At 65.9% G+C, this 21,420-nt stretch carries 27 protein-coding genes; 25 read left to right on the plus strand and 2 right to left on the minus strand.

Annotated elements, in window-relative coordinates:
* Positions 1 to 109 precede the first annotated feature (109 nt).
* The 6 genes from ACIBK3_RS06365 to ACIBK3_RS06390 all read left to right on the plus strand — a co-directional run bounded on the left by ACIBK3_RS06365 (position 110) and on the right by ACIBK3_RS06390 (position 7,216).
* The gene (locus tag ACIBK3_RS06365; protein WP_399362491.1) at positions 110 to 646 is read left to right on the plus strand and encodes a hypothetical protein; all 537 of its coding nucleotides are present in this window, start codon (positions 110 to 112) and stop codon (positions 644 to 646) included.
* Positions 647 to 674: 28 nt separating this feature from the next.
* Complete coding sequence (locus ACIBK3_RS06370) at positions 675 to 2,228, plus strand: translation initiation factor IF-2 (RefSeq protein WP_399362492.1); 1,554 nt, start codon at positions 675 to 677, stop codon at positions 2,226 to 2,228.
* Positions 2,229 to 2,253: 25 nt separating this feature from the next.
* On the plus strand, positions 2,254 to 3,597 hold the full coding sequence (gene mycP, locus ACIBK3_RS06375; protein WP_399362494.1) for a type VII secretion-associated serine protease mycosin: 1,344 nt from the start codon (positions 2,254 to 2,256) through the stop codon (positions 3,595 to 3,597).
* A gap of 210 nt (positions 3,598 to 3,807) precedes the next feature.
* On the plus strand, positions 3,808 to 4,263 hold the full coding sequence (locus tag ACIBK3_RS06380) for a hypothetical protein (RefSeq protein ID WP_399362496.1): 456 nt from the start codon (positions 3,808 to 3,810) through the stop codon (positions 4,261 to 4,263).
* A gap of 20 nt (positions 4,264 to 4,283) precedes the next feature.
* A complete protein-coding gene (locus ACIBK3_RS06385; protein ID WP_399362498.1) occupies positions 4,284 to 6,557 on the plus strand; it encodes a DUF6571 family protein in 2,274 nt (757 codons plus the stop codon).
* Positions 6,557 to 7,216 (plus strand): hypothetical protein, encoded by a 660-nt coding sequence (locus ACIBK3_RS06390; protein WP_399362500.1) that lies wholly within the window; start codon positions 6,557 to 6,559, stop codon positions 7,214 to 7,216. The genes ACIBK3_RS06385 and ACIBK3_RS06390 overlap by 1 nt, the downstream gene beginning before the upstream one ends.
* A gap of 258 nt (positions 7,217 to 7,474) precedes the next feature.
* Here ACIBK3_RS06390 and ACIBK3_RS06395 read toward each other — a convergent pair whose 3' ends face one another.
* Entirely contained in the window at positions 7,475 to 8,647 is a 1,173-nt protein-coding gene (locus tag ACIBK3_RS06395; RefSeq protein ID WP_399362502.1) for a right-handed parallel beta-helix repeat-containing protein, read from the minus strand.
* 431 nt (positions 8,648 to 9,078) lie between these two features.
* Between ACIBK3_RS06395 and ACIBK3_RS06400 the strand changes: the two genes are divergently transcribed.
* The 4 genes from ACIBK3_RS06400 to ACIBK3_RS06415 are packed head-to-tail and all read left to right on the plus strand — an operon-like array spanning position 9,079 to position 12,997.
* Positions 9,079 to 9,549 carry a hypothetical protein gene (locus ACIBK3_RS06400; RefSeq protein WP_399362504.1) on the plus strand — a complete coding sequence of 157 codons (471 nt, stop codon included), beginning with the start codon at positions 9,079 to 9,081 and terminating at the stop codon, positions 9,547 to 9,549.
* Positions 9,550 to 9,560: 11 nt separating this feature from the next.
* Positions 9,561 to 11,819: a hypothetical protein gene (locus tag ACIBK3_RS06405; protein WP_399362506.1), complete on the plus strand. Its 2,259-nt coding sequence runs from the start codon at positions 9,561 to 9,563 to the stop codon at positions 11,817 to 11,819.
* Between the two features lie 6 nt (positions 11,820 to 11,825).
* A complete protein-coding gene (locus ACIBK3_RS06410) occupies positions 11,826 to 12,455 on the plus strand; it encodes a hypothetical protein (protein WP_399362508.1) in 630 nt (209 codons plus the stop codon).
* A 29-nt stretch (positions 12,456 to 12,484) separates the two neighbouring features.
* Complete coding sequence (locus ACIBK3_RS06415; protein ID WP_399362510.1) at positions 12,485 to 12,997, plus strand: hypothetical protein; 513 nt, start codon at positions 12,485 to 12,487, stop codon at positions 12,995 to 12,997.
* A gap of 441 nt (positions 12,998 to 13,438) precedes the next feature.
* Here ACIBK3_RS06415 and ACIBK3_RS06420 read toward each other — a convergent pair whose 3' ends face one another.
* Entirely contained in the window at positions 13,439 to 13,708 is a 270-nt protein-coding gene (locus tag ACIBK3_RS06420) for an ATP-binding protein (RefSeq protein ID WP_399362512.1), read from the minus strand.
* 634 nt (positions 13,709 to 14,342) lie between these two features.
* Here ACIBK3_RS06420 and rpsJ point away from each other — a divergent pair.
* The 15 genes from rpsJ to ACIBK3_RS06495 all read left to right on the plus strand — a co-directional run bounded on the left by rpsJ (position 14,343) and on the right by ACIBK3_RS06495 (position 21,306).
* Positions 14,343 to 14,651 (plus strand): 30S ribosomal protein S10, encoded by a 309-nt coding sequence (gene rpsJ / locus ACIBK3_RS06425; RefSeq protein ID WP_003948644.1) that lies wholly within the window; start codon positions 14,343 to 14,345, stop codon positions 14,649 to 14,651.
* 17 nt (positions 14,652 to 14,668) lie between these two features.
* Positions 14,669 to 15,313 (plus strand): 50S ribosomal protein L3, encoded by a 645-nt coding sequence (gene rplC / locus ACIBK3_RS06430; RefSeq protein ID WP_007384065.1) that lies wholly within the window; start codon positions 14,669 to 14,671, stop codon positions 15,311 to 15,313.
* A gap of 8 nt (positions 15,314 to 15,321) precedes the next feature.
* Positions 15,322 to 15,978 (plus strand): 50S ribosomal protein L4, encoded by a 657-nt coding sequence (gene rplD / locus ACIBK3_RS06435; protein ID WP_399362514.1) that lies wholly within the window; start codon positions 15,322 to 15,324, stop codon positions 15,976 to 15,978.
* Positions 15,978 to 16,397: a 50S ribosomal protein L23 gene (rplW, locus tag ACIBK3_RS06440; protein WP_399362516.1), complete on the plus strand. Its 420-nt coding sequence runs from the start codon at positions 15,978 to 15,980 to the stop codon at positions 16,395 to 16,397. Before rplD ends, rplW begins: the two co-directional genes overlap by 1 nt.
* A gap of 49 nt (positions 16,398 to 16,446) precedes the next feature.
* Complete coding sequence (rplB, locus tag ACIBK3_RS06445) at positions 16,447 to 17,283, plus strand: 50S ribosomal protein L2 (RefSeq protein WP_030039757.1); 837 nt, start codon at positions 16,447 to 16,449, stop codon at positions 17,281 to 17,283.
* 12 nt (positions 17,284 to 17,295) lie between these two features.
* Positions 17,296 to 17,577, plus strand: coding sequence for a 30S ribosomal protein S19 (gene rpsS / locus ACIBK3_RS06450; RefSeq protein ID WP_007384069.1), 282 nt, complete (start codon positions 17,296 to 17,298; stop codon positions 17,575 to 17,577).
* A 42-nt stretch (positions 17,578 to 17,619) separates the two neighbouring features.
* Entirely contained in the window at positions 17,620 to 17,967 is a 348-nt protein-coding gene (rplV, locus tag ACIBK3_RS06455; RefSeq protein ID WP_026252021.1) for a 50S ribosomal protein L22, read from the plus strand.
* Positions 17,967 to 18,800: a 30S ribosomal protein S3 gene (rpsC, locus tag ACIBK3_RS06460; RefSeq protein ID WP_362451346.1), complete on the plus strand. Its 834-nt coding sequence runs from the start codon at positions 17,967 to 17,969 to the stop codon at positions 18,798 to 18,800. Before rplV ends, rpsC begins: the two co-directional genes overlap by 1 nt.
* Positions 18,801 to 18,805: 5 nt before the next feature.
* A complete protein-coding gene (rplP, locus tag ACIBK3_RS06465; protein WP_004927269.1) occupies positions 18,806 to 19,225 on the plus strand; it encodes a 50S ribosomal protein L16 in 420 nt (139 codons plus the stop codon).
* Positions 19,225 to 19,449, plus strand: a complete 225-nt coding sequence (gene rpmC, locus ACIBK3_RS06470; protein WP_003998824.1) for a 50S ribosomal protein L29 — start codon at positions 19,225 to 19,227, stop codon at positions 19,447 to 19,449. Before rplP ends, rpmC begins: the two co-directional genes overlap by 1 nt.
* Positions 19,449 to 19,736 carry a 30S ribosomal protein S17 gene (gene rpsQ, locus ACIBK3_RS06475; protein WP_010036717.1) on the plus strand — a complete coding sequence of 96 codons (288 nt, stop codon included), beginning with the start codon at positions 19,449 to 19,451 and terminating at the stop codon, positions 19,734 to 19,736. Before rpmC ends, rpsQ begins: the two co-directional genes overlap by 1 nt.
* 127 nt (positions 19,737 to 19,863) lie before the next feature.
* On the plus strand, positions 19,864 to 20,232 hold the full coding sequence (gene rplN, locus ACIBK3_RS06480) for a 50S ribosomal protein L14 (RefSeq protein ID WP_003998823.1): 369 nt from the start codon (positions 19,864 to 19,866) through the stop codon (positions 20,230 to 20,232).
* 2 nt (positions 20,233 to 20,234) lie between these two features.
* The gene (gene rplX / locus ACIBK3_RS06485) at positions 20,235 to 20,558 is read left to right on the plus strand and encodes a 50S ribosomal protein L24 (RefSeq protein ID WP_003992365.1); all 324 of its coding nucleotides are present in this window, start codon (positions 20,235 to 20,237) and stop codon (positions 20,556 to 20,558) included.
* Entirely contained in the window at positions 20,558 to 21,115 is a 558-nt protein-coding gene (gene rplE / locus ACIBK3_RS06490; protein ID WP_020135807.1) for a 50S ribosomal protein L5, read from the plus strand. The genes rplX and rplE overlap by 1 nt, the downstream gene beginning before the upstream one ends.
* Positions 21,116 to 21,120: 5 nt before the next feature.
* Positions 21,121 to 21,306 (plus strand): type Z 30S ribosomal protein S14, encoded by a 186-nt coding sequence (locus tag ACIBK3_RS06495; RefSeq protein ID WP_003948630.1) that lies wholly within the window; start codon positions 21,121 to 21,123, stop codon positions 21,304 to 21,306.
* Positions 21,307 to 21,420 lie beyond the last annotated feature (114 nt).

The raw sequence follows: 21,420 nt of genomic DNA on the forward strand, positions 1-21,420 counted from the left end.
TGGTGGCTGAGAACGACTGCTCACCGAGACAGACCGGGTGAGCGTTGTCACTGCTGGTAGCTAGAGTTACTCGTGAGTGGTCGGCTGCTGATGACGTACGGGGGAGGACATGGGGTTTCCGAGTGACGGCGGCGCTGCGTCGGAGGCGTCGTTGTTCTCCGGAGTGTTCGACGCGGCGCGGGATTTTGCCGCGGACGTCGCTACGGAGCTGTCCTCCTTCACCGCGTTCCAGAAGCGCGTCGACAACCTGATCCGCGACCTGAAGGGCTCTGAGGCGGGCCCGGGCAAGGTCGGTGAAGAGCGGCTCGCACGCCATCAGTTCGGTGGCGGAGACGGGCAGTGGGCCGAAGCGAACGGGCTGTTCGGCGCGTACGAGACGGTGATCAGCGAGCTGGAGACGCTGTCGAAGCTGCTGTCCGACTCGATGGAGGGCATGAGCATCGCGGTGCTGGCCTCACACAAGGGCTACCAGAACATCGACCTGGACGTCCGGGACCGTATGGCGGCGATCAGCGCGGAGACGACGAAGCACTACGGCGGGAGCTACGACCCCGGCCTGCCGAAGAAGAATCAGGCGGACGGCAGCGGGAGCGAGGCGACGCCGGACCGGTCGGCGCCGGCCGACGACGCGGGCGGCACGATCTGATGACGCCGACGAGCATGGGGGAGTCCTGATGCCCGGCAAGGGGACCGGCGGCGGCACGCCGTTCGAGGACATGAGCCACGAGCAGATGCTCCACTGGCTGGACCAGGCGAAGCCCGGAGCGCTGCAAGCTGCCGCCCAGCGACTCACCGCGGCCGCCGAAGAGATCCGCAAGATCGGCGAAGAGCTCAAGGTCCGCCCGCAGTACGTGGAGTGGAAGGGCGAGGGCGCGGACGCGTTCCGCACCTGGAGCGGGGATCTGGCCAACGCGACGCTGCGTCTGGGCGAGTTCAGCGAGGGCGCGGGGAAGTGGCTGGACCAGGCCTCCGGTGCGGTCGCTTCCGCGCAGGTGTCGATTCCGCGCGATACGAAGGGCGCCCAGGCGAACTTGGATGCGGCGACGGCCGCGCGCAATGATCCGGACGCGGCGGCGGTGAGTGCGAAGTCCAGGAGTGAGCTGGCGGCGCTGGCGGCGGACCGGGAGGAGGTCCGGCTGCAGGCGGCTGCGGAGATGCGGAAGCTGGGGCAGACGTACAGCTGGTCGGCTACGCAGATGGAGGGGTTGGAGCGGCCTCGGTTTCCGCCGCCGCCGGCTGCGATCAAGCCTCCTGAGGATGCTAGCTCTGAGGACCTGGCCCGGCCGGGAACTGAGAGTTCAGGCGGAGCGAGCGGAGGCGGTACTGGCAGTGTTGGAACCGTCGGAGTGACGCATCAGCGCCTTGAGACAGGGCCGCACGCCAGCCGGATGCCGGCCGACGACGTGCGGCCGTCGGTAACCGAGCCTGCAGCGCGGGTCAACATCGACTCGGTTTCTGTACTCCCCGAATTGCACCAGCCGTCCCCAGTGCAGTCGGGCGGCGCCCAGGTTGGCGGTCGTACGGACACCGGTGCGCCGCCGTTCACCAATGGCACGACCCCACCGCTCTCCAGCAGTGTTTCGCGTATGCCCTCAGTCACGAGCGGGCCGGGAAGGACGGTTTTCGGCAGACGTATGCCAGCCCAGCCCGGGGCGGCTGTTCCCGGCTCGACACCCGGCCGGGGAGTCACGGGAGCCGGTGCGATTCAGGGTAGGAACATGCCAGGTGCCGCTGCCGTTTCCGGCAGCACCGCTCCGGGCCAAGGCGTGGCATCAGGCCGCGGTGTTCCAGCCAATTCAGGAATCTCCGGTGGGCGCCCCACCACGACGCCTCCCACGGGCAGGCCGACAGGCCGACTGCCTGGCGGGGCGGTTGTCGGCGGCGAGACCGCAAGCAGCCGCGGTCAGGCCGGCTCCCTGCCGACCGGACCGGGAGGACAGACGGGTGCCCAGCCTGCCAGGCCTACCTCCGGGCGTTTCGCGCCTGCGCCGCAACGCGGCGGCATCGTCGGCGGAACCCCGCAGCAGACGGGCCGCGTCCCGGCACGCCCCGGTGCGCCGGTGCCGTCCGCACCGTCGCGGGGAGGCATCTCCGGCGGTACCCCCAGCGACGGCGGCGGCACTCGGGGAAGCGGTCGCGGCGATACGGCCAGGCCGACCAGTGGTGTTCGGCGGGGAAACCAGGAGCGGAAGTCCAGCCGCCGCAATGAACCGCCGCCCTCCGACTGAGGCCCAGGGAATGAGAAGGACGTACATGCCCAACCACAGCACTTGGCACAGGGGATTTCGGGCTGTGGCCTCAGGGGCCATCGGGCTACTGCTGGTGGGCAGTACGGCCCTTCAGGCGCACGCCAGCTCCACCCGTTCCCAGCAGTGGCACCTCGATGCCATGCGCGCCCAGGAGATGTGGCGGACGAGCACAGGCAAGGGGATCACCGTTGCCGTGATCGACACCGGAGTCGACCCTGACAACCCCGACTTGAAAGGGCGGGTGCTCGATGGGAAAGACTTCGCGCCATCGAGCCGCGCCGGCGACGAGCACACGGACTATGAAGGCCACGGCACGGGCACGGCTGGACTCATTGCTGGTACAGGAGCATATGGAGGCGGCAAGGGCGCGTTCGGCCTTGCGCCGGGCGCCAAGATTCTCCCGATCCGCGTCCCTGCGGAGACAGAGGACGCCATGGGCTTCGCGAGGCCCGCGTATTTCAGCAAGGCGATCCGATATGCGGCAGATGCCAATGCCAAGGTCATCAACATCTCCATGGCTTCAGTGGTCAGCAGCCCGGAACTCACTGCTGCGGTGAAGTACGCCGTGGACCGGGGGTCATTGGTCTTCGCAGCGGTGGGCAACGAGGTCGACAAGGGCAACCCCGTCTTGTACCCGGCCGCCACGCCCGGTGCCGTCGGGGTTGCGGCGGTGGGAAAGAATCTCCGCCGCGCTTACTTCTCCGAGTACGGCCCACAGGTGGACATGGCGGCTCCGGGCGAAAGCATGGTCCACGCCTGCGGTGGCAAAACGGGCCTCTGCAAGACCGAGGGCACCAGTGACGCAACTGCTCTCGCCTCCGCGAGCGCCGCCCTGATCTGGTCCAAGCACCCGACCTGGACCAACAACCAAGTGCTACGCGTCATGCTCAACACCATCGGTGCTCCTACGGATGGCGCGAAGCGCAACGACTCCATCGGCTACGGTATCGTCCGCCCTCGGGTCGCCCTCCAGGATCCGGGAGACCCGGGACCCCCCGACGAATACCCCCTCCCGGACCTCGCAGCCGCGGCTGAGGCCTCGACATCCCCGTCCGCAAATGGTCCGGCCACGGCGGACGCAGCGGCTCAGGGGAAGGACGACAATCCTGCGGCCACAGCCTCATCGTCCACGAATGGCAACAGCGCCCTCTGGACCGGGCTGGGCATCGGTGTCGCCGTGCTGAGCGGTGGCGCAGTGGCAGCCGTCCTGGTTGCCCGCAGACGTCGGCGGCCCGCAGCGTTGAGCCCGCTGCTCCCGACTGCCATGACGCAATCGCCGCAGGAGTTCACACCGCCTGGCGGAGGATCGTTCAGAGGCGGACCGCCCAACCCAGGAGATCACGCCTGACCCGAAGCGCTGGCGAACCCGCGCCAAGTGCGCTGCGACGCCGTGTTTGTGGACGTGGGGTCCACAACCGTGAAGGCGTGGTGTGTGCGTGGGCTGCATGACTCCCGCCTTACGTCGTCATGTTAGGAATGTTTAGGGGGGTGTCTGGCAGGCGTGGCAGGCGCACGACATTTGAGTGATCGCAGATGCATACGGGGAGGGGCGCGCCAAATGGCGTGGGAAGAGTGGGAACAGCTCAAGGCCGATGTCGCCGAGAGACAACCAACGCAGATGCAGTTGAACCAGCTGCCTGCCGATGGGGGCGGAAGCAGCGGCGGGGGCCCGGATCTCGTTGTACACGACGACGAGCTGGGCAAGCTCGGCAACATGGCGTACGACCTGAAGGAGAGGTTTCGGGTGGACGCCGACCTAGCGCGACCGACCACGTTCACGGCCTCGAACGACCTCTTCAATGACGGTCTCGACATGGGCTCCGCACTCCTTGAGTTGCACGACGCCTGGAACACCCAGCAGCAGACGCTGAAGGAGGCCTGCGCCCATATCTCCAACCATCTGGACTTCACCCGTGCCCAGCACGCGAAGGACGACGTGAACGTTGTGACCGGTATGCGGAACCTGGCGGGTGACCTGATGACGGTCTCCCGCATCAACGAGTACTTCAAGTAGCGGCAACGGGGCTGACGTAGATGGCGACGGAAACGCTGACCGCGCAAGAACTCACGGACTTGCGTCTGGCCACGCTGAACACCGCGGTTTCCGATTGGAAGACCATGGTCGGCAGACTGGAGCGGCTTGCCACCGGCGGCAACGGCGAGGTCAGCGCGGCAGATCTGGAAGAGAAGGCCAACGCAGCGAACTGGAAGGGCGTCAACGCCACGGTCTCGCGGGAGTTCGTCACGAAGACCGCGGCGCAGTTCGCGGACGCGGCCGCCGAGGCCAAGAGTGTCCTGGCGGTGCTGCGCGACGCTCATTCCTCCTTCACGAAGCACAAGGAGGACCTGCGCACCGCCATCGACGAGCTGGCGAAGAGCAACATCTACGTCAACGGGAACGGGAAGGTCGCCGCCTCCGTACCCTCTGGCCAGGCCGCAGGGAATGCCGACATCCACAAGCCCACGGACGGTGAAATGGACGCCGCCCAGAGCAGGATCACCAGGATCCTCTGGGAGGCGACCGAGACCGACCGCATCGCGGCCCGAGCGTTGCGCCAACTAGCAAGGAATAAGTACGACTTCACCGACCAGGGCCCCGACAGCCTGAAGGACGCCGACCGCGACCAAGGGAAGGCGGACGCCGATTACTGGCGCAAGGAGATCGCAAAGGGGGACGTCTCCGAGTGGAGCGAGGAGAAGCTGGCCCGTTTCAACGAGACCCTTGAGAACCAGCGAGACAACCCCGGCTTCACGGAGGCCTTCGCCACCGGCCTGGGAGCGGACGGCACTTTGCAGTTCTGGCGCGACCTCGCCGCACCACCCGGCGGCGCGGTCGAGGGCGACCGGGCCAAACTGATGGCTCATGTTCAGGACAACCTGAGCATGTCCCTCGCCAATGCTTCCCACAGCGACAGTCCCGCGATGGAGGCATGGAAGAAGGACGTGATCGCGTCCGGCACCAAGATCTTCCCCGTCGATCCCGCCATGCCGATGGGCCCGAACGGCTTCCAGGTAATGAGCAGCCTGATGGGCAAGGGCAAGTTCGACGACGACTTCCTGCACGACTATGGCGACGCGGTCGTGAAATACGAGCGCGAGTACCCGGGCAAGCCCGGTGTCGCCTGGCGCGACACCACTGACCTCACCTACCCGCCCACCGGCAACGCCAACGACCCGGTCGCCGGCTTCATGGAGGCCCTCGGCCACAACCCCGAGGTGTCCCTGGAGTTCTTCAACGACTCGACGACCGCGGACGGGAAGGCGCTCGACAACTGGGACTACCTCGTCGGCCATGACAAGGAAGCACGCGAGTGGCCGGTTGACGACGACGGCAAGCCGTTGGGCTTCGACCATCTCGGCCACGCGCTGGAGTCCGCCACGCTGGGATATCCGTACGACGACAAGGATCCCAGCATTCCGCCGATGAAGACCGAGACTCAGATCGAGGCTCGAGAGGCACGAACCGATCTGATGTCGAGGGTCGTGGACAACTACAGTTCAGCGGATGTGATTGAGAAGCAGCCCGGCATCAGTGAAAGCCTGGCGCGTATGGCGTCGGGTCACATTGACAGCCTGAATTACTCCGCTGCCGACTTCGGTGGCAGCGGAGACGGGGGCGTGAACGGGCGTGATTCCCGCTTCGGTGCCGAAAAGAATCATCTCGCCGACTTCGGCTCGACGAGTACCACGAACTTCCTTCGCGCCGTGGCTGCCGATGAGGACGCATACAACACGGTATCGGCGGCCCAGCAGGCTTACGGTGCCAGCGTCATGGCAGCGCAGGGGGGCGACGATGGGGACGTGAAGCGGGTCGCGATGCACAGCATGATGATGCACGGCATGCTCGATCAGTCCCGATTCGAAAGCATCGGCCATGAGTTCGCCGACGAGAAGGAAGCAGCCAACCGAGAGCTGGAGAAGCAGGGCGCCTGGCGTGACTTCGCTGCCGGCGCTGTGATCGGCACCACCGTGGGGGTGGCTTCAGAGGTGATCATCCCGGCGCGTGCGGCTGCGGCCGTCGCCGTCCCCCTTGCGTTTGAAGTGGTCGGTGGTGCAGCGGAAACTCATATGTCGAATCAGACGCTCGACTGGCTCCAGGATAATGAGTTCGACAACACCGACGAGGCCCTCCAGGGAATCGACAAGGCGCGAGACGTAGGACAGCGCAATGCCATGATCCCGCTCCTGAACTACGGGCAGGCCAGCGGCATGTCCGATGACGACATCTGGGATTTGTCGGACGAGGCGGAAGAGGCTTACAACAAAGGTCGCACGCGTAGCGACACCAAGGATGTGCGAGGGTTCTGATGAAGAGAATTTCCGGCATCTCCTTTGTCCTGGTGGCCCTGGCCCTGACGGCTACATCCTGTACCGCAGACGACGACGCGTCGATTTCGCCCGCAGACGGCTGCGAGGAAACCCTCGGAGATTCGGGAATCAAGTGGGTGGAGAGTCATGCGGACCTGCCCGGCGGCAGTGACCTGGACAGAGGCGGCGTCGATCTGAAGGAAGCACGGGCGCAGCACTACCAGCAGATGGAGTCCGGAGGTTCGGATGAACCCCACTGGTCGTCCGAACTGTGCACGCTGACCACCTTCGACGCCGGCAAGAAGAAGGAACTGAAGGTGGAGTTCGGCCCCTCGTCCCTTCCGTTCGACTTTCATACGGAGAGCACTCAGAAAGGGATCGTCACACCGGTCAATTCGGACGTGAAACTGCACCAGGTGGAAGACGCCAAGGGAGTCGCCCAGTACGGCGTCTACGTCAAGTGCAAGATCCCTGGTACGTCGCCGCGGCAGGAGACGGAGACCCCATTGGCGGGCGTCATGACCGACACTCTCACCAGCGGTACGTCGGTCCGCGACCACATGAAGTACGTTCTGCGCTCCGCACGGGCCATGGCCGATGCCCTGGACTGCCAGAACGAACCGACGATCCCTGCGGACCCGCCCGATTCCCTGCGATGAGCAGGGCGCGCGCCGGTGACGGCGACCCGAATAGATGTTCTGCGCATCGTCTACGAATCGAGCCGCACCCGTTCGACCTCCTGGGCTGCAAGTCCAATGCCGGCCTTCCCAGCATCTCCAGCGTGCCGCCTGAGGTGTGATGGGCGGCCGCCCTGCCGACAGGTTCGCTGGGGCCAGGCGCCGCGGGGCCCGTACGACCAGCAGGTCGTACGGGCCCTTTGCCGTCGTCGATCAAAACTCGGCGTCGGTGGCGTCAGGCTACGGCGTCACCACCTTGCCGCCGAACGTCACGGCGAGGCGGCCGTCCGAGGCGAAGGACCAGCCCAGGGCGCCGGAGTACGAGGAGCAACGGGAGCCGTTCGTGCCGGTCCAGAACTGGTTGGAGCTGTCGGCGTCGCCGATGGTCTTGTCGTTCGAGCCGCTGACGCTGTACCGGCACGAGGTGTTGTTCCGGTACACGTGAGTGCCGGCGTCGAAGGAGAAGTTGCGCTGCGTGTTGTCGACGCTGACGTTGTTGGAGATGGTCATCTTGCCCGGGTTGCTGTTGTAGGTGAACCCGTGCTTGCCGTTGCGGTAGGCGATGCTGTGCTGGACGACGTGGTTGACCGCGATGTCGTCGCCGCCGAGCTTGTAGCCGTTGCGGTCGCCGTTGGCGTTCACGGTGCCGTTGCTCAGCGTGCCGTTGTTGTAGGACAGGGAGTACTCGATGGTCACCGGGCCGATGGCGCCGGTGTCCGTCTTGGTGTACAGGTCCCAGCCGTCGTCGATGTTGTTGTGGGAGACGGCGTAGCGGAAGACGTTGCCGGTGCCGGTCGTGAGCTTCGCGGCGAAGCCGTCGGCGTCCTCGCCGTCGGAGTCGGCGTTGTCATGCGACTCCGCGCTGACGATCAGGTTGTTGGACGGCCACTGGGAGCTCGGGGTGCTGGAGGAGATGCGGCCCAGCTGCAGTCCGGTGTCGCGGTTGTACCTCGTCACCGTGCGCTCGATGACGTTGTTGCTGCCGCCGACGTAGATCCCGTTGTCCCCGGCGCGCTCTACGGTGAGGCCGTAGACGTGCCAGTAGTTGGCGTTCAGCTGGAGCCCGCGGTTCGACGAACTCTCGCTTTGCGCCGAGAAGTTCAGCACCGGCTTCTCGCCGGGATAGGCGGACAGGTTGGTGCGGGCGCTGGAGGTGCCGTTGCTGCCCGCCGGGATCGTGATCGTCGACGAGTAGTTGTACGTCCCACCGCGCAGGTAGATGGTGCCGCCGGGGGCGATGCGGCTGATCGCCGTGGCGAGCGTCGTCGGCGCGGACTGCGTGCCGGCGGCGCTGTCGGTGCCGCTCGGTGACACGTACTGCGTGGTGCTCGCGGCCTGAGCAGAGGTGCCGGACAGCGCGACGAGCGCGCCGGCCAGCAGGCTGACACATGCGATGACGGGTCTCACTTGCATGGGGGGTGCCTCCGGGTTCGTCCGTACCTGAGGTGCCGTGCAAGAGAAAGCGCTTTCTCGTGTTCTCGTAGGGGAACGTAAGCGCTTGCCGTGGACGCGTCAATAGATGGGTACGTGATTCCTGTTCATACTTGCGAACGCGGAAGGCCCAGGGAGACCAACTGAAGATCCCCCAGGCGGGCCGCGCCGTGTCCGAGCGGATGGCTGTCGACGTGCCACTCCGGCGCTCGTCCGCACAGCGCTCGCACGGCGTCCCCGCAGGTCGCCCGGTAGCACGCCGGGCGGACGAGGTAAGTGTGAAGCAATGATGCGCGTTGACGCTCAAGTACTCAGTCCGTCGGCCCCGTTGGTACGTTGAGACTCAGGTAAGAAACTCCGCGGTCCGTCACTGGCGGGACTGCCGCGGAACGGGGTCGGGGGAGGGCACCGGGATGGCCTGGGACGAGTGGGAGCAGCTCAAGGCGGAGGCGGCGCAGCGCGGTCCGACGCAGATGCGGCTCAACCAGCTTCCCGCGGAGGGCGGTGGGGGTGGGGCCGGCGATCTGGTGGTGAACCAGGAGGACCTCGGGGCCGTCGGCCATGATGCCTTCGTCCTCTACGAGGATCTCCGCAAAGAAGCGGATATCGCCGGGGCGAGCCCGAACAAGGAGGGCGCCGGTTCCACGGCGCAGGCCGCCGCCTCGCTGAAGTCCCACAATTTCGCGATGGGCGGCGCCCTGGAGAAGACGGTCGAGATCTGGACCTCCCAGGTCAAGTCCGTGCTTCAGGCATGCGCGCACATCTCAAATCACCTCGACTACACCAAGAAGCTGCACGCCTCGGACGATGCCGAGATCGCCGCAGTGGTCAGCCGCGACGGTGAGGCCGTATCCGTGTCCGAGCTCAACAGGTACTTCACGTAGGGGACGCAGCCGTGGCTTTCACTTATATGGACCTGTCCGAGGTCGACCTCGGCAGGCTCGGCACAGCGGTCACCGACTGGAAGGACACGGTCGACGGCCTCAAGGCCCTGGCGGAGAGCGCCCGCACGGGCATGCAGGCCAAGTCGGACCGCGCCCGGTGGGCCGGGGTGAACGCAACGGTCACGCGGGAGTTCGTCACCAAGACCGGTAAAGAAATCTCGGACCTCCACACCGAGGCGAGCAGCATCCACCAGGTCCTCTCCGACGCCCACACCGAACTTGTCTCGGTGCAGAAGCAGGTCAGGACCGCGGTCGAGACGGACGCCCCGAAACTCGGGGTCCGCGTCGAGGACATCGGCGACGGAAAGGTCCGCTGCTTCTTCCCGCACATCAGGGGCGACAGCGACGACCGTACACAGGAACAGCTCGACTCCAAGCAGGAGTTGGAGAGCCGGATCAACGGGCTCCTCGCCCACGCCGCCGAGATCGACGCGTCGGTGGCCCGCGCCCTGAGCAAGAGTCACGGAAACGACCGGAACAACGCGGGACACAGCTCGTACGAGTCCCTGAACGACGCCCAAGCCGAACGCGCCGTGGAACTGGCCGGCAAGGGCGACAAGATGACCGACACGGAACTGCAGGAATTCAACCGGCTGATGCGCTTCAACGGCCAGGAGAAGGACGGCGAGTTCGCCACGCAGTTCTACAAGGGCCTCGGCGGACCCGAGAAGACGCTCGAGTTCTACGCCGAGATGTCGATCAACGGGACCGATCCGGACGCGAGCAAGGTTCGCCTCGACGCCATGAAGGACCTCCAACAGACCATGGGGCTCGCGTTGGCCAACGCCACCGACCCGGACACCAAGCACCACCTGCCCGGCAGTTGGGGCGACCAGTTCCGCCGCTTGGGCACCCAGCAGATCGGCTGGGAGCAGGGCCAGTGGAACAAGCCGTACGGCTACCAGGTCCTCGGCGGCCTGCTGCGCTACGGCAACTACGACGCCCGGTTCATCAACCCGATCGCCGAACACATCACCCAGCTGCACAAGAAAGACCCACACTTCTTCCTCAGCAACAAACCCGCGGGCCAAGCGGACATCTACGGCTTCAACCCGTCGGGCCGGCTGGGGTCGGGAAACGAACCGCTCAACAGCGTCCTGGAGGCCCTCGGCCACAGCCCCGATGCATCGGAGAAGTTCTTCACCGAGCCGCCGACCGCGTACAACCAGGACGGCACGGTGAACAAGGACGGCAAGCCGGGCTTCGACTCCTACCTCGACTTGCTCACTGACAAGAAATTCGAGTGGACGGTCGACACCAACGACACCAACATCCTCGCGGATGAGGACAAGACGAAGACCGCGCTCGGCTTCGGTCAACAGGCGCTCGGGCACGCGCTGGAGGCTGCGACGACCGGCCTGCCGTACGGCAGTGAAGCCGTGCCGCCACCGCATTCCGAGGAAGGTGCCGCCATCTTCCACAAGCTTGTCGAGCGTTACGGCACCGACCCCGGGGACCTGGACGACTCGCCCATGCGGGCGAGCCTCGGGAACATCACCGCCGACTACATGCGGGACGTACAGGGCGCCTTCATGGGCGACGGAAGCGTGGTCGGCACCCACGGTGCCAGCGCGCACCTCGGGAACTTCGACTTGACCAGCAATCCCGACGGCCTTTCCCCCGGTGTCCTCAAGAACTTCCTGGGAGCGGTAGGCAAGGATCCCGACGCCTACGGAGCCATCATCACGTCCCAGGAAGCCGTGACCACGGACCTCGTCAACGAAGCGTTCCACGACGCCGACAAGTACAAGGAGCTCGCTCCTGAGATCGCCAACCGGGTTGATCCGGGTGGTGAGATCGCCGGGATCATGGCGGAGTCCCGCACGCAGGCGGTCGTCGACGAGAAACTCGCCTCGGACGCGGAATTCAACGAAGGGGTCGCTACGGCCGACAAGTGGGCCGGGCGCGTCATCGGTATGGGTGTCGGGAAGATTCCGGTGGGTGGCGATGTGGTGGGGTGGGTGGTGGAGGATATTCAGGAGTCGGTCGTGAATCACTTCACCAAGGATTCCAGCGAGGAAGCACTGAAAGACCGAGACGGTTTCCTGGAAGATCAGAGGTCAAACTCGGCGGACGCGATTTACGACGCCACATATACGGCCGCGAAGGAAGCGGGCTACGACCACGCGAATGCGGCAAGTCAGGCCGAAGCCGCTCAACGGGAAGTCAAGGCCTCCTATACTCAGGGCCGCCAGAGAGCAGGGAAGTAGTAGCTCGTGAATAGGACAGAAAAGCGGAGCCGTCGATTCAAGGCGTCGATCGCTCTGGCAGTCGTGGGGGTCCTGGCCGTGGCCGGAGTGGTTGCATGGCAAGTGTGGCCGTCCGAAGAGCCCGCCGTCGCGGTCCCGGCGCGGGTGTGCGACGGAGCCCTCTCGGGAGCGGCTGTGAGGGCGCTGCTTCCGGAAAAAGGGAAATCATTCGCGGAATGGCATTCCGGCGCCTTTAATCCTCGGAGTATTGACGTCAAACAAAGGCCAGGCACGTGTAAAGTCTACGGCGGGGATAAGTCGGTGGAGATCAGCCACTCCTTCTATCTTCAGTCGGATTACAGTATGAAGGACGCGGACCGCGGCGCAAGTATGGCTGGAAATACTCGAATCACTCTCGGTAAAGCCCTTGGATACTACAAGGGAGACACCGTCTTCCTCTTTGCCGACTGCACCGGCCAGTACGACAAAGAAAAGACGCTGGTAGAAGTCGACGTCACCTACGAAAAGACAACGAACCGGACCGCCATCCAGAACATGGCGTCCCTCGCCGCAGACACCCTCCGGCTCGAAGCCCGTGAGCTCTGGCGCTGTGAGACCGCGGACGCCCTGCCGAACGGCAGCCCGAAAGTCGGCTGAGCCCAGAACATCGCCAGGAGTTCGACCCCATGGGTCTATTCGACAAGCTGACCGGCACCAAGCGGCCGGACAGCGGTATCGCACCGCGTTCCGCCGAGGAGGTCCGGGCCGCGATGGTCGCGCTCAACGGACCCGACGTGGCGTGGGTTGTGCGGGACGGTACTCCGGAAGGTGCCGACCTGGTGGCGGAGTGGCGGTTGGCGGAGCCCGCTTGGCGGACCTTCTTCGTCGAGTCGCAACTGAAGCGTGCCGTCCGGATCCGGATGCGCCTGATCGAGGAGGACCGTGAGGTGCGCGCTCTCGAGGAGGGGTGGGAGGTCAACCGGGTCGGGAATCCGCCGAGGCTCCAGATTTCGTCGCAGTACACGCGCGGGCCGGACAGGACCGTCACCCGCGACTGGAAGATCGAGCGCGGGGAGAGCGGCCGGCTCGAAGCCACGGAGACTTTCCGCTTCGACAGCGGGGAGTTGCGTTACCCCTTGCGGGATGCCGTCCTCGCGTCGGGCTGGACCTGGCGCGGAGTGGTCTTCGGCAAGCTGTGAGGTCGGCCTGTCCGTGGGCAGGCGATGAGGTCGCTCGGTGAGGCCTCCGAAGCAACCTCAGTGACCTCTTTCAACCGAGGCGAGGACACTGACGACCTCGCGCACGTACCGCCACGCCTTCGCTTCGAGGACTCCGACGCCGGCGCCGCCCTGCGCCAATGTCTCCTTCTTCCGCAGGTGTGCGAGAACCAGCAGGTCAGACGTTTCACGCCGCTGCGGCCGTATCGAAGCCCGCGTCACGGCAGTCGCGGCAGTAGGTCCCTGGATGCGGAGTCCGGATCGCGCGTTCGCAGCCCTCGCAGTTGTGGAACGGTGGCGGGGCGGCGGACTGCCTGTCGCCGGGCGGAGGTGCGGCCGGGGCAGGCGGCGGCAGCAACTCGGCCAGGCGGTGGGCGAGGAGGGCTGCCGGGTTGCGGAGGGGCTGGCGGGGGAGGTTCGCGGTCAAGGTGTGGCGTACGGCGTCGGGGTGGGCACCGTGTCCGCTCTTCCCGTGCAGAGTGCGCTTCTTGACCGGGCTTCGCTGCGTACGTTTCTTCCAGGAGGCGCCGATGGCCGGAAGTACTCCTCGCCATGCTCGGCCGACATCCCGCTGCCGTCGTCCTGGACACGGACTCTGTCCACGCCGCCCAGGTCGTTGCGCTCCAAGGTGACGACGACGTGTTCGGCATCGGCGTCCACGGCATTCCGGACCAGCTCTTCGACAGCGCCCACCGGATCCCGCCGTCGGGTCGACTCGGCGTCGTGCTCGCGGCTGGTCTCCCCGCTGTACCTTGACCATGACGCGGGATCTCCCTGACCGTGTGCCCTTGATCAAGACCGAAAGCTGGTCTGTCCTCGGGCGGTCACGCACGAAATCGCCGGGAATCGCCCGGTCGAGCGGCCGAGGTGCCCGAGCAGGTGAACAGCCACAGGGGTGGGCACGGGCGACGCCGGTGTTTGACCTACGTCACCCCCCGGGTATTGTCTCCGCCCCGATTGGCCAGCCCCCCGCCCCCTGTGGCAGACTGTCCGAGTTGCTCGGTCGAGTGTTGATGCTGCGCGCCTCCCGCCGGGAGGACCGGAAGCGAGTCCCACAGTACTCGTCGCCCTAACTGCCAGATGGCAGCGCTGGGGCGGACGTACGGGAATCTTTCGGGAAGTGTCAGTGCGGCGCCGGCCAGGCACCCGGTGGGCTTTCGCCTCCGGCTTGCGGTTCCGGAAGGGCCGTGTTCATTCCTCGCAGGGATGTTCGAACGTGGGACATCTGTGTCAGTGGAAGCGCGACACGCCCGACCGCGTGGGTCGGAAGAAACCAAGAGAACACCGGGTTCCAGAGCGTTACGAGAGACAGGACTGCTGAGTAGCCATGGCGGGACAGAAGATCCGCATCCGGCTCAAGGCCTACGACCACGAGGTCATCGACTCCTCGGCGAAGAAGATCGTCGAGACGGTGACGCGTACTGGTGCGTCGGTCGCGGGCCCGGTGCCGCTGCCCACTGAGAAGAACGTGTACTGCGTCATCAAGTCGCCGCACAAGTACAAGGACTCGCGCGAGCACTTCGAGATGCGCACGCACAAGCGCCTGATCGACATCCTCGACCCGACCCCCAAGACCGTTGACTCTCTGATGCGACTCGACCTCCCGGCCGGTGTCGACATCGAGATCAAGCTCTGAGGGCCGGTGATCTGAGAATGGCTAAGCAGATCAAGGGCATCCTGGGCGAGAAGCTCGGCATGACGCAGGTGTGGGACGAGAACAACCGTGTTGTTCCGGTCACCGTCGTCAAGGCCGGCCCCAACGTCGTCACCCAGGTCCGCACGAACGACGCCGACGGCTACGAGTCCGTCCAGATCGCGTTCGGCGAGATCGACCCGCGCAAGGTGAACAAGCCCCTCAAGGGCCACTTCGCCAAGGCCGACGTCACTCCCCGCCGCCACCTCGTCGAGATCCGTACCGCTGACGCCAGCGAGTACACCCTCGGCCAGGAGATCACCGCTGAGGTGTTCGAGGCCGGCATCAAGGTCGACGTGACCGGCAAGAGCAAGGGCAAGGGCTTCGCCGGTGTCATGAAGCGTCACAACTTCAAGGGCCTCGGCGCCGGACACGGCACCCAGCGCAAGCACCGCTCGCCCGGTTCCATCGGTGGCTGCGCCACTCCGGGCCGCGTGTTCAAGGGCCTCCGCATGGCGGGTCGCATGGGCAACGAGCGGGTCACCACCCAGAACCTGACCGTCCACGCCGTTGACGCGGAGAAGGGTCTGCTGCTCATCAAGGGCGCGGTTCCCGGTCCGAACGGCGGCCTCGTCCTGGTCCGCACCGCGGCCAAGGGGGCCTGAGGTAACCGATGAGCACTGTTGACATCCTTTCGCCTGCAGGCGAGAAGACCGGTAGCGTCGAGCTCCCCGCGGAGATCTTCGGCGTGGAGAAGATCAGCATTCCGCTGATCCACCAGGTCGTCGTCGCGCAGAACGCCGCTGCCCGTCAGGGCACGCACAAGACCAAGCGTCGCGGTGAGGTCCGTGGTGGCGGCAAGAAGCCGTACCGCCAGAAGGGCACCGGTCGCGCCCGTCAGGGTTCGACCCGCGCGCCGCAGTTCGCCGGTGGTGGCGTCGTGCACGGTCCCGTGCCGCGTGACTACTCGCAGCGGACCCCGAAGAAGATGAAGGCTGCCGCTCTGCGTCACGCCCTCACCGACCGGGCCCGCCACAACCGCATCCACGTCGTCTCCGGCGTCATCGAGGGCGAGAGCCCGTCGACGAAGGCCGCCAAGACGCTGTTCGGCAAGATCTCGGAGCGCAAGAACCTGCTCCTGGTCGTCGACCGCGCCGATGAGGCCGCGTGGCTGTCCGCCCGCAATCTGCCCCAGGTCCACATCCTGGAGCCGGGCCAGCTGAACACGTACGACGTTCTCGTCTCGGACGACGTGGTCTTCACCCAGGCCGCTTTCGAGTCCTTCGTGTCTGGCCCCAAGGCCTCTGACACCGAAGGGAGCGAGGCCTGATGGCTACGCGTCACCCGAGCATTGCCTCCAAGGCTGCCAAGGCCGCCAAGGCCGCGCGCGTCGCCAAGGCGCGCCGCCACGCCACCGAGGGCAAGAACACCGTCGTCACCCCGGCCAGCAAGGCGTTCACGGACCCCCGTGACATCCTGCTGAAGCCGGTCGTGTCCGAGAAGAGCTACGCGCTCCTCGACGAGAACAAGTACACGTTCATCGTCGCGCCGGGCTCCAACAAGACCCAGATCAAGGAGGCCGTCCAGGCGGTCTTCTCGGTCAAGGTCACCGGGGTCAACACGATCAACCGCCAGGGCAAGCGCAAGCGGACCCGCACGGGCTTCGGCAAGCGTGCCGACAGCAAGCGCGCGATCGTGACCCTTGCCGAGGGCGACCGTATCGACATCTTCGGCGGTCCGACCGCGTAAGCGGTTGGAGCGTCCAGATAATCGGGAAACTTCCGAGGACTGAGAGACAATGGGAATCCGCAAGTACAAGCCGACTACGCCGGGCCGTCGTGGCTCCAGCGTCGCCGACTTCGTCGAGGTCACGCGGTCCACGCCGGAGAAGTCGCTGGTCCGCCCGCTGCACAGCAAGGGCGGCCGTAACAACGCCGGTCGTGTGACCGTTCGCCACCAGGGTGGCGGACACAAGCGCGCCTACCGCGTGATCGACTTCCGTCGTCACGACAAGGACGGCGTGCCGGCGAAGGTCGCGCACATCGAGTACGACCCCAACCGCACCGCGCGCATCGCGCTGCTGCACTACGCCGACGGCGAGAAGCGCTACATCCTCGCCCCGCGCAACCTGCAGCAGGGTGACCGCGTCGAGAACGGTCCCGGGGCCGACATCAAGCCGGGCAACAACCTGGCCCTCCGCAACATCCCGGTCGGTACCACGATCCACGCGATCGAGATCCGTCCCGGTGGCGGTGCCAAGTTCGCCCGCTCCGCCGGTGCCTCGGTGCAGCTGCTCGCGAAGGAGGGCACCATGGCCCACCTCCGCATGCCGTCCGGTGAGATCCGCCTGGTCGACCAGCGCTGCCGCGCCACGGTCGGCGAGGTCGGCAACGCCGAGCAGAGCAACATCAACTGGGGCAAGGCCGGCCGCAAGCGCTGGCTGGGCGTCCGCCCGACCGTTCGCGGTGTGGCGATGAACCCGGTTGACCACCCGCACGGTGGTGGTGAGGGCAAGACCTCCGGTGGTCGCCACCCGGTCTCCCCGTGGGGTCAGAAGGAGGGTCGTACTCGTTCGCCGAAGAAGGCTTCGAACAAGTACATCGTCCGCCGCCGCAAGACGAACAAGAAGCGCTAGGAGCGGGTTTAGATGCCGCGCAGTCTCAAGAAGGGGCCCTTCGTCGACGACCACCTGATCAAGAAGGTGGACGCCCAGAACGAAGCGGGTTCCAAGAACGTCATCAAGACCTGGTCCCGTCGCTCGATGATCGTCCCGGCCATGCTGGGCCACACGATCGCGGTGCACAACGGCAAGACCCACATTCCGGTGTTTGTCACCGAGTCGATGGTCGGCCACAAGCTCGGCGAGTTCTCGCCGACGCGCACCTTCCGGGGTCACGTCAAGGACGACCGGAAGTCGAAGCGCCGCTAAGCGCGGGGTGGAATGACCATGACAGACACTGGAAGGACAACCATGGAAGCCAGGGCCCAGGCGCGGTACATCCGCGTCACGCCCATGAAGGCCCGCCGCGTGGTGGACCTTATCCGTGGCATGGACGCCACGGAGGCTCAGGCGGTCCTGCGTTTCGCCCCGCAGGCCGCGAGCGTGCCGGTCGGCAAGGTGCTGGACAGCGCCATCGCCAACGCCGCGCACAACTACGACCACACCGATGTCGACAGCCTTGTCATCTCCGAGGCGTACGTCGACGAGGGCCCGACCCTGAAGCGGTTCCGTCCGCGCGCCCAGGGCCGTGCCTACCGGATCCGCAAGCGGACCAGCCACATCACCGTGGTCGTCAGCAGCAAGGAAGGAACCCGGTAATGGGCCAGAAGGTTAACCCGCATGGGTTCCGGCTCGGCATCACCACGGACTTCAAGTCCCGTTGGTACGCCGACAAGCTGTACAAGGACTACGTCAAGGAAGACGTCGCCATCCGTCGGATGATGACGTCCGGCATGGAGCGCGCCGGCATCTCGAAGGTGGAGATCGAGCGCACCCGTGACCGTGTGCGTGTGGACATCCACACCGCGCGTCCGGGCATCGTCATCGGCCGCCGTGGCGCCGAGGCCGACCGCATCCGCGGTGACCTCGAGAAGCTCACGGGCAAGCAGGTCCAGCTGAACATCCTCGAGGTCAAGAGCCCCGAGACGGACGCTCAGCTGGTTGCTCAGGCCGTCGCCGAGCAGCTCTCCTCCCGCGTCTCCTTCCGTCGCGCCATGCGTAAGAGCATGCAGGGCACGATGAAGGCCGGCGCCAAGGGCATCAAGATCCAGTGCGGTGGCCGCCTCGGTGGCGCCGAGATGTCCCGCTCGGAGTTCTACCGCGAGGGCCGCGTGCCCCTGCACACCCTCCGCGCGAACGTGGACTACGGCTTCTTCGAGGCCAAGACGACCTTCGGCCGCATCGGCGTGAAGGTCTGGATCTACAAGGGCGATGTCAAGAACATCGCCGAGGTCCGCGCCGAGAACGCCGCTGCCCGTGCGGGCAACCGCCCGGCTCGTGGTGGCGGCGGCGCCGACCGCCCGGCCCGTGGTGGCCGTGGTGGCGAGCGCGGCGGTCGCGGTCGTAAGCCGCAGCAGGCTCCCGCTGCCGAGGCCCCCAAGGCCGAGGCTCCGGCTGCCGCTCCGGCTGAGAGCACCGGAACGGAGGCCTGACCGACATGCTGATCCCCCGTAGGGTCAAGCACCGCAAGCAGCACCACCCGAAGCGCCGTGGTCAGGCCAAGGGTGGTACGACGGTCGCGTTCGGCGAGTACGGCATCCAGGCCCTCACGCCGGCGTACGTGACCAACCGCCAGATCGAGGCGGCTCGTATCGCGATGACCCGCCACATCAAGCGTGGCGGCAAGGTCTGGATCAACATCTACCCGGACCGCCCCCTGACCAAGAAGCCTGCCGAGACCCGCATGGGTTCCGGTAAGGGTTCGCCGGAATGGTGGATCGCGAACGTGCACCCGGGACGGGTCATGTTCGAGCTGTCCTACCCCAACGAGAAGATCGCCCGTGAGGCCCTGACTCGCGCAGCCCACAAGCTGCCGATGAAGTGCCGGATCGTCAAGCGCGAGGCAGGTGAAGCGTGATGTCGGCCGGTACCAAGGCGTCCGAGCTGCGCGAACTGGGTGACGAGGAGCTTCTGGCGAAGCTTCGCGAAGCCAAGGAAGAGCTGTTCAACCTCCGCTTCCAGGCGGCGACCGGTCAGCTCGAGAACCACGGCCGGCTCAAGGCCGTCCGTAAGGACATCGCGCGGATCTACACCCTGATGCGTGAGCGCGAGCTGGGCATCGAGACGGTGGAGAGCGCCTGATGAGCGAGAGCAACGTGACTGAAGAGACCAAGACGGACCGCGGATTCCGCAAGACCCGTGAGGGTCTGGTCGTCAGCGACAAGATGGACAAGACCGTCGTCGTCGCCGTCGAGGACCGTGTGAAGCACGCGCTGTACGGCAAGGTCATCCGCCGTACGAACAAGCTCAAGGCCCACGACGAGCAGAACGCCGCGGGTGTCGGCGACCGTGTCCTCCTCATGGAGACCCGGCCGCTGTCCGCGACGAAGCGCTGGCGCGTCGTCGAGATCCTCGAGAAGGCCAAGTAGGTAATTCCCGCAAGGGAATTCCCAACAGTACGTTCCTGCGGGCAAACCCGCAGGACAGTTCCGCCAGGCTCCGGGAGCCGCTCGCTGAGCGGCTCCCGGGGAACCGGCAGACAAACAGGAGATAGACGTGATCCAGCAGGAGTCGCGACTGCGTGTCGCCGACAACACTGGTGCGAAGGAGATCCTTTGCATCCGTGTGCTCGGTGGCTCCGGTCGCCGCTACGCGGGCATCGGTGACGTCATCGTCGCCACCGTCAAGGACGCGATCCCCGGTGGCAACGTGAAGAAGGGTGACGTCGTCAAGGCGGTCATCGTTCGCACCGTCAAGGAGCGCCGCCGTCCGGACGGCTCGTACATCCGCTTCGACGAGAACGCCGCCGTCATTCTGAAGAACGACGGCGACCCTCGCGGCACCCGTATCTTCGGCCCCGTCGGCCGTGAGCTGCGCGAGAAGAAGTTCATGAAGATCATCTCGCTCGCGCCGGAGGTGCTGTAAGCATGAAGATCAAGAAGGGCGACCTGGTCCAGGTCATCACCGGTAAGGACAAGGGCAAGCAGGGCAAGGTCATCGCGGCCTTCCCCCGCGAGGACCGTGTTCTGGTCGAGGGTGTCAACCGGGTCAAGAAGCACACCAAGGCCGGTCCGACGGCTCGTGGTTCGCAGGCCGGCGGCATCGTCACCACCGAGGCCCCCATTCACGTGAGCAACGTTCAGCTCGTCGTGGAGAAGGACGGCAACAAGGTCGTGACCCGCGTCGGTTACCGCTTCGACGACGAAGGCAACAAGATCCGCGTTGCCAAGCGGACGGGTGAGGACATCTGATGGCTACCACCACCACTCCGCGTCTGAAGACGAAGTACCGCGAGGAGATCGCGGGCAAGCTGCGTGACGAGTTCAAGTACGAGAACGTCATGCAGATCCCCGGCCTCGTCAAGATCGTGGTCAACATGGGTGTGGGCGACGCCGCCCGCGACTCCAAGCTGATCGAGGGCGCCATCCGCGACCTCACCACGATCACCGGCCAGAAGCCGGCCGTCACCAAGGCCCGTAAGTCCATCGCGCAGTTCAAGCTGCGTGAGGGCCAGCCGATCGGTGCCCACGTCACGCTCCGTGGCGACCGCATGTGGGAGTTCCTGGACCGCACCCTGTCGCTGGCGCTCCCGCGCATCCGCGACTTCCGCGGCCTGTCCCCCAAGCAGTTCGACGGCCGTGGCAACTACACCTTCGGTCTCACGGAGCAGGTCATGTTCCACGAGATCGACCAGGACAAGATCGACCGCACCCGGGGTATGGACATCACCGTGGTGACCACGGCGACCAACGACGCTGAGGGCCGCGCGCTCCTTCGTCACCTCGGCTTCCCCTTCAAGGAGGCGTGAGCGAGATGGCGAAGAAGGCTCTGATTGCCAAGGCCGCTCGTAAGCCCAAGTTCGGCGTACGTGGCTACACGCGCTGCCAGCGCTGCGGCCGTCCGCACTCCGTGTACCGCAAGTTCGGCCTGTGCCGCGTGTGCCTTCGTGAGATGGCTCACCGTGGCGAGCTGCCGGGCGTGACCAAGAGCTCCTGGTAATCCCGCCCACCCGTCGCCCGACCACCGCCCCTCAAGGGCGGCCCTTCGGGCCGACAGACTGGACTGGGATCTCAGGAACTCTCGGTAAGTAAAGGGCGGTGTCAGGTGCCCACC

The sequence above is a fragment of the Streptomyces sp. NPDC050287 genome, from assembly GCF_044459385.1.
Lineage (GTDB): Bacteria > Actinomycetota > Actinomycetes > Streptomycetales > Streptomycetaceae > Streptomyces.

What these genes read in the sequence shown, in the direction of transcription:
- rplE (WP_020135807.1), top strand. Translation starts at nt 20,558, where the DNA reads ATGGCTACCACCACCACTCCGCGTCTGAAGACGAAGTACCGCGAGGAG.
- ACIBK3_RS06390 (WP_399362500.1), top strand. Translation starts at nt 6,557, where the DNA reads ATGAAGAGAATTTCCGGCATCTCCTTTGTCCTGGTGGCCCTGGCCCTG.
- ACIBK3_RS06370 (WP_399362492.1), top strand. Translation starts at nt 675, where the DNA reads ATGCCCGGCAAGGGGACCGGCGGCGGCACGCCGTTCGAGGACATGAGC.
- rplV (WP_026252021.1), top strand. Translation starts at nt 17,620, where the DNA reads ATGGAAGCCAGGGCCCAGGCGCGGTACATCCGCGTCACGCCCATGAAG.
- ACIBK3_RS06495 (WP_003948630.1), top strand. Translation starts at nt 21,121, where the DNA reads ATGGCGAAGAAGGCTCTGATTGCCAAGGCCGCTCGTAAGCCCAAGTTC.
- rpsC (WP_362451346.1), top strand. Translation starts at nt 17,967, where the DNA reads ATGGGCCAGAAGGTTAACCCGCATGGGTTCCGGCTCGGCATCACCACG.
- rplX (WP_003992365.1), top strand. Translation starts at nt 20,235, where the DNA reads ATGAAGATCAAGAAGGGCGACCTGGTCCAGGTCATCACCGGTAAGGAC.
- ACIBK3_RS06385 (WP_399362498.1), top strand. Translation starts at nt 4,284, where the DNA reads ATGGCGACGGAAACGCTGACCGCGCAAGAACTCACGGACTTGCGTCTG.
- rplD (WP_399362514.1), top strand. Translation starts at nt 15,322, where the DNA reads ATGAGCACTGTTGACATCCTTTCGCCTGCAGGCGAGAAGACCGGTAGC.
- rplP (WP_004927269.1), top strand. Translation starts at nt 18,806, where the DNA reads ATGCTGATCCCCCGTAGGGTCAAGCACCGCAAGCAGCACCACCCGAAG.
- rplB (WP_030039757.1), top strand. Translation starts at nt 16,447, where the DNA reads ATGGGAATCCGCAAGTACAAGCCGACTACGCCGGGCCGTCGTGGCTCC.
- rplC (WP_007384065.1), top strand. Translation starts at nt 14,669, where the DNA reads ATGGCTAAGCAGATCAAGGGCATCCTGGGCGAGAAGCTCGGCATGACG.
- ACIBK3_RS06365 (WP_399362491.1), top strand. Translation starts at nt 110, where the DNA reads ATGGGGTTTCCGAGTGACGGCGGCGCTGCGTCGGAGGCGTCGTTGTTC.
- rplW (WP_399362516.1), top strand. Translation starts at nt 15,978, where the DNA reads ATGGCTACGCGTCACCCGAGCATTGCCTCCAAGGCTGCCAAGGCCGCC.
- mycP (WP_399362494.1), top strand. Translation starts at nt 2,254, where the DNA reads ATGCCCAACCACAGCACTTGGCACAGGGGATTTCGGGCTGTGGCCTCA.
- ACIBK3_RS06400 (WP_399362504.1), top strand. Translation starts at nt 9,079, where the DNA reads ATGGCCTGGGACGAGTGGGAGCAGCTCAAGGCGGAGGCGGCGCAGCGC.
- ACIBK3_RS06380 (WP_399362496.1), top strand. Translation starts at nt 3,808, where the DNA reads ATGGCGTGGGAAGAGTGGGAACAGCTCAAGGCCGATGTCGCCGAGAGA.
- ACIBK3_RS06395 (WP_399362502.1), bottom strand. Translation starts at nt 8,647, where the DNA reads ATGCAAGTGAGACCCGTCATCGCATGTGTCAGCCTGCTGGCCGGCGCG.
- rpsQ (WP_010036717.1), top strand. Translation starts at nt 19,449, where the DNA reads ATGAGCGAGAGCAACGTGACTGAAGAGACCAAGACGGACCGCGGATTC.
- rpsJ (WP_003948644.1), top strand. Translation starts at nt 14,343, where the DNA reads ATGGCGGGACAGAAGATCCGCATCCGGCTCAAGGCCTACGACCACGAG.
- rpmC (WP_003998824.1), top strand. Translation starts at nt 19,225, where the DNA reads ATGTCGGCCGGTACCAAGGCGTCCGAGCTGCGCGAACTGGGTGACGAG.
- rpsS (WP_007384069.1), top strand. Translation starts at nt 17,296, where the DNA reads ATGCCGCGCAGTCTCAAGAAGGGGCCCTTCGTCGACGACCACCTGATC.
- ACIBK3_RS06415 (WP_399362510.1), top strand. Translation starts at nt 12,485, where the DNA reads ATGGGTCTATTCGACAAGCTGACCGGCACCAAGCGGCCGGACAGCGGT.